The organism is Kribbella sp. CCNWLW201, assembly GCF_037203805.1.
Taxonomy (GTDB): Bacteria; Actinomycetota; Actinomycetes; order Propionibacteriales; family Kribbellaceae; genus Kribbella.
On the sequence record NZ_JBBCBQ010000001.1, the window covers coordinates 123,486 to 135,599 of the forward strand.

The 12,114-nt window shown below is 67.0% G+C and carries 12 protein-coding genes; 8 read left to right on the top strand and 4 right to left on the bottom strand.

Annotation, left to right across the window (positions count from 1 at the left end; translation table 11 throughout):
• Positions 1-9: 9 nt before the first annotated feature.
• Complete coding sequence (locus V9K99_RS00570) at positions 10-1,896, top strand: hypothetical protein (RefSeq protein ID WP_337008111.1); 1,887 nt, start codon at positions 10-12, stop codon at positions 1,894-1,896.
• 2 nt (positions 1,897-1,898) lie between these two features.
• Here V9K99_RS00570 and V9K99_RS00575 read toward each other — a convergent pair whose 3' ends face one another.
• The gene (locus V9K99_RS00575) at positions 1,899-2,333 is read right to left on the bottom strand and encodes a MerR family transcriptional regulator (RefSeq protein WP_337008109.1); all 435 of its coding nucleotides are present in this window, start codon (positions 2,331-2,333) and stop codon (positions 1,899-1,901) included.
• Between the two features lie 42 nt (positions 2,334-2,375).
• Positions 2,376-3,410 (bottom strand): aminotransferase class V-fold PLP-dependent enzyme, encoded by a 1,035-nt coding sequence (locus V9K99_RS00580; RefSeq protein ID WP_337008106.1) that lies wholly within the window; start codon positions 3,408-3,410, stop codon positions 2,376-2,378.
• 151 nt (positions 3,411-3,561) lie between these two features.
• Between V9K99_RS00580 and V9K99_RS00585 the strand changes: the two genes are divergently transcribed.
• The 7 genes from V9K99_RS00585 (at position 3,562) to arfA (ending at position 10,891) form a co-directional block, all read left to right on the top strand.
• Positions 3,562-4,605, top strand: a complete 1,044-nt coding sequence (locus V9K99_RS00585) for an aldo/keto reductase (RefSeq protein ID WP_337008104.1) — start codon at positions 3,562-3,564, stop codon at positions 4,603-4,605.
• A gap of 174 nt (positions 4,606-4,779) precedes the next feature.
• Positions 4,780-5,811 carry a LacI family DNA-binding transcriptional regulator gene (locus V9K99_RS00590; protein WP_337008102.1) on the top strand — a complete coding sequence of 344 codons (1,032 nt, stop codon included), beginning with the start codon at positions 4,780-4,782 and terminating at the stop codon, positions 5,809-5,811.
• 179 nt (positions 5,812-5,990) lie between these two features.
• Entirely contained in the window at positions 5,991-7,292 is a 1,302-nt protein-coding gene (locus V9K99_RS00595) for an extracellular solute-binding protein (protein WP_337008100.1), read from the top strand.
• Positions 7,293-7,306: 14 nt separating this feature from the next.
• A complete protein-coding gene (locus V9K99_RS00600; RefSeq protein WP_337008098.1) occupies positions 7,307-8,248 on the top strand; it encodes a carbohydrate ABC transporter permease in 942 nt (313 codons plus the stop codon).
• Positions 8,248-9,126, top strand: coding sequence for a carbohydrate ABC transporter permease (locus tag V9K99_RS00605; RefSeq protein WP_337008096.1), 879 nt, complete (start codon positions 8,248-8,250; stop codon positions 9,124-9,126). The genes V9K99_RS00600 and V9K99_RS00605 overlap by 1 nt, the downstream gene beginning before the upstream one ends.
• Positions 9,123-9,359, top strand: a complete 237-nt coding sequence (locus V9K99_RS00610; protein ID WP_337008093.1) for a hypothetical protein — start codon at positions 9,123-9,125, stop codon at positions 9,357-9,359. Before V9K99_RS00605 ends, V9K99_RS00610 begins: the two co-directional genes overlap by 4 nt.
• Positions 9,360-9,391: 32 nt before the next feature.
• Positions 9,392-10,891 carry an arabinosylfuranosidase ArfA gene (gene arfA / locus V9K99_RS00615; RefSeq protein WP_337008091.1) on the top strand — a complete coding sequence of 500 codons (1,500 nt, stop codon included), beginning with the start codon at positions 9,392-9,394 and terminating at the stop codon, positions 10,889-10,891.
• Positions 10,892-10,911: 20 nt separating this feature from the next.
• Here arfA and V9K99_RS00620 read toward each other — a convergent pair whose 3' ends face one another.
• Positions 10,912-11,379 (bottom strand): GNAT family N-acetyltransferase, encoded by a 468-nt coding sequence (locus V9K99_RS00620; protein ID WP_337008089.1) that lies wholly within the window; start codon positions 11,377-11,379, stop codon positions 10,912-10,914.
• Between the two features lie 15 nt (positions 11,380-11,394).
• The gene (locus V9K99_RS00625) at positions 11,395-12,108 is read right to left on the bottom strand and encodes a siderophore-interacting protein (RefSeq protein ID WP_337008087.1); all 714 of its coding nucleotides are present in this window, start codon (positions 12,106-12,108) and stop codon (positions 11,395-11,397) included.
• Between the last annotated feature and the right edge of the window lie 6 nt (positions 12,109-12,114).

The following is a 12,114-nucleotide window of genomic DNA, read 5'->3' on the forward strand; positions in this document are numbered from 1 at the left end:
CGCCGCTCCATGAGTAAGGCAGACGTGGTTGAGGATGCGCAAGCGCTGTGGCAACGCCTCGTCCGGGAGAAGCATCTCGATCCAAAGCATTACGACGCAGATCTGGTCGAGCAGTTGCGGTTAGCCATGGGTCTGCCGAGCGGCCGGGCATTCGACGTCGCGCTTGCCGGAGTGCCGGCGCAGGATCTCGTCCGGAACCTGCTCAAGATCGCCGAACCCTTCGCCGCGATGCTCGGCGACCTTCTTCGCCTCTATGCAGACGTCGGTGCTCAAACCGCGGACGGAATGAACTTGCGGTTGGAGTTCGACTTTGGACGGGGACAGACACTGGCCCTTTCCTTGCACAAATTCCGGGAGCAGGTCGAGCAGATCCAGCGCGTCGTGATCGCGCGGCAGGCTCGCGTCTGGACAGCCCGTGCCCTGTGGGCCCTACGCGCACTGGTCGATCGTCAAGCGGTCCTGTCTGCGGTGAACGACGAACAGTTGCGCGCGTGGGAAACGGCGTACGACGGGAGGCGCCGGCCGACCGGCATTCCGCGTCCGGCGGAAACCGGCATCGCAGCGGCCGACGAGGTTGTCCGAAGCTGCGTGAGGGTGATCGAACAGGTCATCTATGCCGTGACCGGCGAAAGCACCTTCCTGGTTGTCGAAACCGAGGACGAACTGCAGCAGGATGCCGCCGAAATCGCCGGCCCGACGGTGGAGTTGTCCTACGCCGCCCATAACGAGTGGCCGGTAGCGATGCTCGAAGGGCTGTTTCGGTTTGCCGACGTGGTTCGCGAGCTCGCAGCCACCGACCGCCCTGCTGCCGAGCGTCTTGCCGATGAGGTTGCTCGAGAGGTTGCCAACCACATCAGTGCCAGGCCGCAGACGACTGTGAACATCGAGGACGATGTCAAGCAGCTGGTCGATCTGCTGAGCCTCCCGGTCTGGGGCAAGCGGCACGAGATGTACTCGGCTTGGGTCCTGACTGAGATCGTTGCCGCCTTCGGCTTCGACCGCGTCAGGGTCCACGTCGCGGACAGCGTCTTGGCGTTCAGCTTTGCGGGCAGCCACATCGCAACCGTCTCGACGGTGGAAGGTCCGGTGGAGTTGTGGGCTGAACTGCGATCGGCCTACGCCACACCTGTCGGCCGCGGACGTTCCGCCGCCATCCAGCCCGACTACCGGCTGAGCAGGGCACCAGTCACAGCGGCCGGGAGCGCCTTGCTCGCGATTGAATGCAAGCAGTACCGGCGTAGTGTGCGTAAGAACGTGGCGGATGCGCTGGCCGACTACACCGGCGGCCTGCCCAACGCCCAGGTGTTGATCGCTTCGCACGGCAAAGTCAGCGATGCGGTCATGGACAAGCTCACGCCAGATCAACGTGGCCGGTCTGTTGCTGTCTCGGGACTCCGCCCGAACAGCGGTGCTCCCAACGACCTCTTTCGGACCAGCGTCGCGAACGCGCTGCCGGCAAGACAGCCTGAGCCGGAACAGCTCGGCGAGATTTCACCGGCCACCCCTCTCACCATCACGCTGGACTGGGCGAAAGCGGGAGTGGATCTCGATCTGTACGCCTGGCTGTGCTGGCCGGACGGTTCGAACCAGGTGATCAGTTTCAGAAATCCCGCGGCACCCCGGGTCTGGCTGGACGACGACGTCCAGGACGGCAGCGGACCCGAGTGCATCACAGTCACCAGTCCTGTGACCCAGCTCGTTGTCTGGGTCCATGCCTTCCGTGATGGAGAGCGGATACCGCGATCAGACGCGACCGTGTCGATTCGCGGCCCGCAAGTCGACGTCACCATTCCTTGTCCCGGTTCCTATCCGGACGTTCTGGCGAGCAGGTTGTGGGTCGTCGCGACGGTTGGTGAGGGCACGGCCGTCGAAATCACGAGCGAGCTGATCCGCTGAACTCAGGAAGCCGCCGAGGTGTTTTCGGCGGTCGACGACGGTGCTACCCAGAGGCAGTCGGCGGTGCCGGCGGCTAGGTGTTGCTGGTAGATGTCGACCTTGTGGGTGATGACGTTCAGGCACTCCTTGAGGTCCTGGATCTGGGCGTTGACGTGGTCCTGGTGGCTGCGGAGGAGGGCCAGCCGGTCCTGTTCGTTGCCGGGGCCCTGGCGGACCAGGTCGGTGTACTTCCGGATCGTGTCCAGCGGCATCCCGGACGAGCGGAACTTGATGCACATGTCGAGCCACTCGACGTCGTCCTCGGTGTAGACCCGGCGGCCGTTCGACTCCCGCCGTACCGGATCAGCGAGCAAGCCCTCGCGCTCGTAGAACCGCAGGGCGTGCACACTCAGCCCGGTCCGCTCCGCCACCTGTCCGATGCTCAGTCCCGTGCTCATAACCGGCACCCTAGCCCGGACCTAGACCACGCTCTAGACGTTTTACAGCAAAGGTTTGAGCGCCGTGAGTGCCTGATGTACGTCGGCCGGCGTCGTGTAGATGTGGAACGACGCCCGCAACTTCCCGTCCCGGACGGCCGCGCGGATGCCCGCGGACGCGAAGGCCTCCTGCGCTCCGGGCAGCGAGGTGCTGACGATGGCTGAGTTGGACGGCGGCAGCCCGAGACCGGCGCGGAACTCGTTGGCGAGGTCCAGGTTGTGCCGGTTGATCGTCTCGACGCCGATCTGCTCGACCAGCTCGAGCGCCGGTGCCGCGCCGACAAAGCAGAACCACGCCGGCGACTGATCGAACCGCCGGGCACCCTCGGCGAGGTCCATCCGAGATCCGTAGTACGAGTCGTGGACAGCCCGGCCCGCGTACCACCCGGCGGCCGACGGCCTGCAGAGTTCCTGCAAGCGCGGCGAGAGATAGCCGAGCGTGGCACCGCGTGGCGACATAAACCACTTGTAGGTGTGTACGACGAGGGCGTCGATCCCGTCCACCGTGAGCGGCAGCCAGCCGAGTGCCTGGCTCGCGTCGATCACCAGCAACGTGCCGATTTCCTTGCTGGCGGCAATCACCGCGGGCAGGTCGAGGACGACCCCGGTCGACGACTGCACCGCGCTGACCGCGACCAGGTCGATCCCGGGCCGGATCGCGGCGATCAGTTCGTCCCCCGGTACGGCGACCACCTCGACGCCGCGGTCCTCGTGCACCTTCCACGGGAACACGTTCGAGGTGAACTCGACGTCGTCGGTCAGCACCTTCGCACCGTCCGGCAGCGCGGTCGCGATCGGCGCCAGCGCCGCGGAGACCGTGCTGCCCACGAACACATCGGCTGCGTCAGCCCCGACCAGCCGCGCGAACGACTCCCGGCTGCGGGTGGTCGACTCGTCCCACGGCTCCCAACTCGTCGCGCCGACCCGCCAGTCGGCCAGCGCCGCCTGCAACGCCTCCCACGCGGGCCGCGGCGGCAACCCGTACGACGCAGTGTTCAGCCAACCTGGTTCCGCATTCCACAACCCCTCGAACTCCACGCTCCCACCCTACGCAGGCTTCACCTTGAGAACCCACCAACCGCATTTCGGCCCGCACAACGGTCGGTGGCTTCTCAAGGTCGGCTTGACCTAGACAGCGCTCTAGCTTCTAGCGTTCCCGGCAAGAGATCCGGGAGCTAGGAGCTTGTAGATGCGTTATCGCACGCTGGGTGGGACGGGGATCGAGGTCAGTGCACACTGCCTCGGGACGATGATGTTCGGTGCGGTCGGCAACCCCGACCACGAGGACAGCATCCGCATCATCCAAGCCGCCCTCGACCAGGGCATCAACTTCGTCGACACCGCGGACATGTACTCCCGCGGCGAGTCCGAGGAGATCGTCGGCAAGGCGCTGAAGGGCCGGCGGGACGACGTCGTACTGGCGACGAAGGTGCACTTCCCGCTCGAGGACGGGAGTCGCAACCGGAGCGGGAACTCGCGGCGGTGGATCGTCCAGGAGGTCGAGAACAGTCTGCGACGACTCGACACCGACTGGATCGACCTGTACCAGATTCACCGGCCGGACTACAGCACGGACATCGAGGAGACACTCTGGGTGCTGACGGATCTGGTCAGCCAGGGGAAGATCCGCGCGTTCGGGTGCTCGACGTTCCCGGCCGAGGACATCGTGAACGCGTACCACGTGGCCGAGCGGCGCGGATACGGGAAGTTCCGGACCGAGCAACCGCCGTACTCGCTGATCAGCCGGGGTATCGAGCGGTCGCTGCTGCCGACGACGCAGCGGCTCGGGATGGGGGTGCTGACCTGGAGTCCGCTGGCGTCGGGGTTCTTGTCCGGGAAGGTGCGCAAGGACCAGCCGGTCGACCTGACCACGGGCCGGGCTAAGCTCACGCCGTTCCGGTTCGATCCGTCGATCCCGGGGAACGCGGCCAAGTTCGACGCGCTCGAGCAGCTGATCGAGGTTGCCGAGGGCATCGGTTGCACGCTGCCCGAACTCGCGCTCGCGTTCGTCACCACGCACCCGGCGGTGACGTCGGTGATCAGCGGACCACGCACGATGGAGCACCTGGACAGCCTGCTGAAGGGCGCCGACCTCACCCTGGACGACGCCACCCTGGACCGGATCGACGAGATCGTCCCGCCCGGCACCGATCTCTACCCGCCCGACGGCGCCTGGCGACCGCCGTCCCTCACCGACCCCACCCTCCGCCGCCGCCCGCCAGCCGACCGCTGACTTTGCGCACCATTCGCGTACGGCGGAGCCGGAAAACGCGCATCTGGAGCACAAAGTGGGGTCAAGGACCGCCGCACCGGTGGAGCTGTTGGTTAATTCTTGCCAGACGGCGTGATCCGCACGCTGCTCGAGGTGCAGTCCTCCTGAACGCACGGCCGCTGATTGCATTACCGTGTGGGGATCGACGAAGGGGGTGATGCCGTGGCGGTGACGATGCGGGATGTGGCGCGCCATGCCGGGGTGTCGCCGAAGACGGTCTCCAACGTGATGAACGGGTATCCGTACATCCGCGAGGAGACCCGGACCAAGGTGCTCGCCTCGATCGATGCCCTCGGCTACCAGATGAACATCTCGGCCCGGAACCTCAAGTCCGGCCGGACCGGCATCATCGGCCTGGCCGTCCCCGAGCTGAGCAACCCGTACTTCGCCGAGCTCGCCGACGCGGCGATCGCGGCCGCCGGTGAGCACGGCCTGACGGTGATGATCGAGACCACCAACGCCGACCGTGAGCGCGAGCTGACCGCGCTCGCCCGGCCGCGCGGCCACCTTGTCGACGGTCTGCTCTACAGCCCGCTCGGGCTCGGCCCCGAGGATGTCGAGCAGCTCCGCACGTCGACGCCGATGGTGCTGCTCGGCGAGCGGATCTTCCACGGCCCGGTCGACCACGTGATGATCGACAACATCGAGGGCACCAAGGCCGTCGTACGGCATCTGCTCGACCGGGGCCGCCGCAGGATCGCGGTCATCGGCATCCGTCCCGGCGAAAAGGTCGGCACCGCGGCCATCCGGTACGGCGCCTATGCCGAGACGCTCGGCGAGTACGGCGTCCCCGTGCCGGAGCAGCTGGCCGTGTCGGGCGGGAAGTGGCACCGGTCGAGCGGAGCGGACGCGATGGAGGAGTTGCTCGCCACCGGGCAGAAGTTCGACGCCGTCTTCGCCCTCAACGACACGCTGGCCCTCGGCGCGGTCCGCGCGCTGACCGCGCACGGCATCCGGATCCCGGACGACGTCGCGGTCGCGGGCTTCGACAACATCGACGAGGCCAGCTACAGCAGCCCGACCCTGACGACGGTCGATCCGAACCGCGTCCAGATCGCCCGGAAGGCGGTCGAACTGCTGGTGCAGCGGATGGCCGGCGACGACTCCGAGCACCAGGAGATCGTCGCGCCGTACGAGTTGCACGTGCGCGAGTCCACGGCCGGCTGAGCCGTCACTCAAAGCCACCGGACCTGAAGGGTTGACGGTCCCGGAGTGCCCGGGCATCATCTCTCTACACCGATGTAGTACACCGATGTAAAAGCAAGCGCCGACCGTTTACCCCTGGGCCGGCGCGGCGGTCACGCACGCCCGAAACCGTGCTCCACCCCCGCCAGGAGGACACGCAGATGCTTGACAACGCTCTCCCATCCCCATCCCCATCCCGCCGAGCTGTTCTCGGCGGCCTGCTCGGCGCCGCCGGCGCGCTCGCCCTGAGCGGCTGCGGCAGCCTCGGCTCCACGCCACGCGTACGCGAATGGAACCTGTTCGGCGGCGGTGACGGTGCCCGTCTGCTGCAGATCCATCAGCAGTACGTCGCCGAGCACCCGGACGTCAGGTTCGAGGCGCACACGCTGGCCTGGGGTCCGCCGTTCTACACCAAGCTGGCCATGTCCGCGGCCGGCGGCCGGGCGCCCGAGGTGGCCACGCTGCACCTGTCCCGGCTGAAGGGATTCAGCCCGAACACCATGCTCGACCCGATCCCGGTCGACCTGCTGAACGAGGCCGGGATTCGCGAGGAGGACTTCCTGCCCGCGACCTGGAACCGCTGCATCGTCGACGGCAAGCTGTACGCCGTACCGCTGGACCAGCACCCGTTCGTCCTCTATTACAACACCGACATCTGCAAGAAGGCCGGACTGCTCGGGCCCGACGGCAAGATCAAGCCGGTCAAGGGTGTGGACGCGTTCGTCGAGATGATCAAGGCGGCGAAGGACGTCACCGGCAAGTACGGCGCCTCGATCGAGACGACGAACCCGTGGCGGATGTGGTGGACGCTGTACGGGCAGCTCGAGGGGAAGTTCTTCAACGAGGACGGCACCGAGCTGATCCTCGACGACGCGAAGGCGCTCGAAGCCCTGGAGCTGATGGCGAAACTCGCCGCCGACGGCCTGGTGCCGCGGTCGGCCAACTACCCGGCCCTGGTCGCCCAGTTCAGCAGCGGCGACGTGGGCCTGAGCTTCAACGGGGAGTGGGAGGTGACGACGTACCAGACCGCGAAGATGCCGTTCAGCATGGCGCCGTTCCCGGTCGTGTACGACGTACCGAAGTTCGCCGGTGACGCGCACACCTTCGTGCTACCGCACCAGTCGAATCGGAACGCAGACGACACGAAGGCGACGGTCGAGTACATCGCCTGGATGCTCAAGCACAGTGCGGACTGGGCCGCCGGCGGGCACATCCCGGCGTACCAGCCGGTGGTGACGAGCCAGCAGTACCTGGACCTCAAACCGCAGGCGGAGTACCGCAGCGTCGCGCCCGACGTGTTCTTCGACCCGGACGCGTGGTTCAGCGGCTCGGGCGCACAACTGCAGAACGAGGCAGGCGCTGCGTTCAGCGGCGTCTTCTCCGGGCAGGCGACACCGAAGGCTGCGCTCGAGCAGTTCAAGGCCGCCACCCAGACGCTCCTCGACACCCCGTCCCCGGTCTGAAGGAGATCTCACTCATGGCCGTGCAGACACCACCTCGAGTTACACCCGGTACGCCGTCCACCGCGGCGAAACCGGAGACCGGGCAGCCGTGGAAGGAACGCTGGGCCGGACTCTTCTTCGTCGCCCCGTTCCTCCTGCTGTTCGCCGTCTTCCTTCTCTGGCCGACCATCTACGGCCTGTGGAACAGCTTCTTCAACACCAGCCTGGCCGGGGTCAAGCAGGAGTTCCTCGGCCTGCAGAACTGGCGGGAGATTTTCGGTGACCCGGCCGTCTGGTCGTCGCTGAAGAACACCCTCGTTTTCACCGCGATGAGTACGCCGCCGCTGGTGATCATCGCCCTGGTGATGGCGTTGCTCGCCAACAGGAAAGGCTTGCTGGGCTGGCTGTTGCGGTTCTCGTACTTCGCTCCGTTCGTGCTGCCCGCGACCGTCGTGACACTGATCTGGGTCTGGATCTACCAGCCCGGGTTCGGCTTGGTGAACGGTCTGCTGACGGCCGGCGGGTTCGCCGAGATCGACTGGCTGAACACCGACAACCGGGCGATGCTGGCAGTGGTGATCACGACCGTCTGGTGGACGGTCGGGTTCAACTTCCTGCTCTATCTCGCCGCCCTGCAAGGGATTCCGGCCCAGGTCTACGAAGCGGCCGCGATCGACGGCGCGAACGGCCGGCAGAAGCTGTTCCGGATCACGCTGCCGCTGCTCAGCCGGACCACTGGACTGATCATCGTCCTGCAGCTGGTCGCGTCGCTGAAGATCTTCGACCAGATCTACCTGATGACCAACGGCGGGCCGAACTACGCAACCCGGCCGATCATCCAGTACATCTACCAGAACGGCTTCACCAACTACCGGATCGGCTACGCCTCGGCCATCTCCTACATGTTCTTCGCGATCATCGTGATCGTCTCGGTACTGCAGTTCAAACTCTTCTCCGGCCGGAAGGAGGGGGTCTGATGGCTACCGCGACCCTGCCCGCGACACCGCGAACGACGCGGAGCGGCCCGGTGGAACCGCGCTGGACCTTCCCGAAGGTGGCGAACATCGTCGGCGCGTCGATTCTCGCCGTCGTCTGGCTGATCCCGTTGCTCTGGGCCCTCGACACCTCACTCAAGCCCGAGGCGGAGACGACCCTGTCGCCGATCACCTGGTTGCCCACGGCACCGACCGCGGACGCCTACCGGAGTGTGATCGACCAGGGTGACCTGCTCCGCTGGTTCCTGAACAGCACGATCGTGGCGGTCCTGGTGACAGCCCTGACCCTGCTGGTCTCGGTCCTGGCGGCGTACGGGTTCTCCCGGACCAGGTTCCCCGGCCGGCAGGCACTGTTCGGGCTGATGATCGCCGGCATCCTGGTCCCGCCGCAGGTGCTGATCGTGCCGTTGTTCCAGGAGATGACCAGTCTCGGGCTGGTCGACACCTACTGGGGCATCGTGCTACCGCAGGTGGTCGCGCCGGTGATGGTGTTCGTGCTGAAGAAGTTCTTCGACGGCATCTCCCGCGACTACGAGGACGCCGCCCGGGTGGACGGCGCGACCCGGTGGCGGATCGTCTGGAGCGTGATGGTGCCGATGTCGCGGCCGATCCTCGTTGCCGTCGGCATCTTCACCTTCATCGGCGCCTGGAACAACTTCCTCTGGCCGTTCATCGTCACCACCGACCCGTCGATGATGACGATCCCGGTCGGGCTGGCCAACGTGCAGGGCTCCTACGGCCTGCGGTACGCCCAGATCATGGCCTCGGCCGTGCTCGGCGGGCTCCCGCTGCTGATCGTGTACGCCCTGTTCCAGCGGCACGTCGTACGCGGTGTCGGCGACGCAGGGATCAAGGGATGAGACGTCTCGCAGCCGTTGCCGGTCCGTACGTCGATCGGCTCGGCACACCGTTGCTGCAAGGAGGCGGCACGGTGATCCTGTCCGGATCCGGCTCGATGGCCGGACCCGGCGGCCAGTCCGTGTACGACGGCTGGCTGGCCCATCACTACTACGACACCCAGGCCGGCGGGGACTTCCGGCTCGGCCTGCGGCGGATCCACTGGGGGCCGGACGGCTGGCCCCGGATCACCTGAAAACCGCAATCAGTCACGACAGGAGCAACCTGGTGCCCGCTGCCAACATCACCCTCGACCCTGGTTTCACCATCGCGCCGGTGAACCGCCGTACCTTCGGCACCTTCGTCGAGCACATGGGCCGCTGTGTCTACACCGGCATCTACGAGCCCGGCCACGCGACCGCGGACGAGGACGGCTTCCGCAAGGACGTCCTCGAACTGACCCGCGAGCTCGGGGTGTCCGTGGTCCGCTACCCCGGCGGCAACTTCGTCTCCGGCTACCGTTGGGAGGACGGCGTCGGCCCGCGCGAAGGCCGGCCGCGCCGGCTCGACCTGGCCTGGCACAGTGTCGAGACGAACGAGTTCGGCCTGGACGAGTTCATCCGCTGGTGCGCCAAGGCCGGGGTCGAGCCGATGATGGCGATCAACCTCGGCACCCGCGGGGTCCAGGAGGCGCTCGACCTGCAGGAGTACGCGAACCACCCGGGCGGCACGGCCCTGTCCGATCTGCGCGAGCAGCACGGCGCATCGCCGTACGCGATCAAACTGTGGTGCCTGGGCAACGAGATGGACGGGCCCTGGCAGATCGGCCACAAGACGGCCGAGGAGTACGGCCGGGTGGCGGCCGAGACCGCGCGGGCGATGCGGATGGTCGAGTCCGACCTGCAGCTGGTCGCGTGTGGTTCGTCCTCGTCGTCGATGCCGACCTTCGGCAGCTGGGAGCAGACGGTACTGCGGGAGACGTACGACTTCGTCGAATACATCTCCTGCCACGCGTACTACGGCAACGACGACGGCGACACCGCGTCGTTCCTGGGCTCGGCCGTCAACATGGACCGCTTCATCGACGCGGTGGTCGCGACCGCGGACGCGGTCGGCGCGGAGCTGAAGAGCACGAAGAAGATCGACATCTCCTTCGACGAGTGGAACGTCTGGTACGGCGACCGGTCCCGCCGCACCGACGAGGACGGGGACGGCTGGGCGGTCGCGCCGCGGCGGATCGAGGACGAGTACAACGTCACCGATGCCGTTGTCGTCGGCAACCTGTTGATCTCGCTGCTGCGGCACAGCGACCGCGTCGGCGTCGCCTGTCTCGCGCAGCTGGCGAACGTGATCGCGCCGATCATGACCGAGCGCGGTGGCCCGGCCTGGCGGCAGCCCACCTTCCACCCGTTCGCGATCACTTCCCGGCTCGCGGCCGGTCAGGTACTGCGGCTGGAGACCGACTCACCGACCGTCAGCACCGCCAAGTACGGCGACATCACGGCGGTCGACGCGGTCGCGACGTACGACGAGGGCAAGCTCGCCGTCTTCCTGGTCAACCGCTCGACCGAAGGCCCGATCGAGGTCACCGTCGACGTCAGCCGTGCCGGTGTCACCACCGTCAGTGAGGCCGTCATCATGCACGACGCCGACCCGCTGGCGACCAACTCCGCCGACCACCCCGACCGCGTCACCCCGCAGCCGGCCGAAGCCCGCCTGGAGGACGGCAAGCTCACCATCACGCTTCCCGCTGTCAGCTGGACCGCCCTCTCCCTCACGGCCGGCTGATCAGGTCGGGCCTGGGTGGGTCACCCCTCCCCACCCAGGCCCGACCTCTTGAACTGCGTGACGGTGATGCCCGGGGCGATCTCGGTGCGGCCGTCCTCGCGGTAGCCGCGGGACTTGTAGAGGTTGACGGCTGGGGTGTTCGCCGTGCCCGTGGAGACGAGGCTGGTCGGCCGCGGTTCCAGTGCGTCGAGGTGGTCGAGGAGAGCTCGGCCGTGGCCGCGGCGGGCGTGGGCGGGGTCGACGATCAGACGGGTGATGTCGACGGTGTCGTCGTCCGGGAACTCGTACGCGACCGCGCCGACCAGGACGTCACCGTCGTACCGGCCGAGCCAGTGTTCGGTGGACGACATCAGGCCGTCGAGGTCTTCCTGGAGCGGCGGGATGCCCTCGAAGCCGATCAGCTCGGCCTCGACGGCGTACGCGCGATGCTGGATCTCCAGCAGGCGTTCGGCCAGAGCCCGGTCGGTGAGGTCGAGAGGTCTGATCACGCGCGCCAGATTACTTCAGGCCGCCTTCCAGTAGCCGAGCGCTTTGACGCGATGCTTCGGTACGGCGAGGTCCTTCAGGACGTACGACGAGAGTGCCCGGGTGGTCGCGGTGTCGCAGGCAATCCAGACGAACGCGCCGGCCGGATCGCCGATGAACTTCGGCAGCTCCGCCTTGACCCCCTCGACCATGTCCTGACGCGCAACGGTCCGCAGTTCGTGCTGGTCCGGGTTGATCCGGAACGGCAGTTCGTGATCGCCGTCGTGCGTGGTCTCGAACCAGATCGTCGCGGGCAGTTCCGGCGCGACCGCGAGCAGCGAGTTGATGGCCGGCAGCGAGGCCGGATCGCCGATCACCAGCATCCGCTCCGGCAGCGGGTCGGGCGCCTCGAACCCGGTCCCCTGCACGGTCGCCTCGATCGTGTCGCCCGGCTCGGCCTTGCGGGACCAGTCGCTCGCGCACCCGTCATGAAGCGCGAACTCCAGACTGAAAGTGCCCGCCTTGGCATCCGGGTCGACCAGCGTGTACGCCCGCTGATGCGGCTTGCCCGCGTTGTCGAACCACAGCCGCACCCACATCGTCGGGTGTACGCCTATCGCCTCGAGCAGCCCGCCATCAGTGAAGTGCACCCGGCGGTAGCGCTCTGTGACCTGTTCGGCACCCGTCACGGTGAAGGTGAAGTCCTTCCCGCGAAACAGCTTGAGCACCACGTGTTCCCAGCCGTGCCCCACGATGAT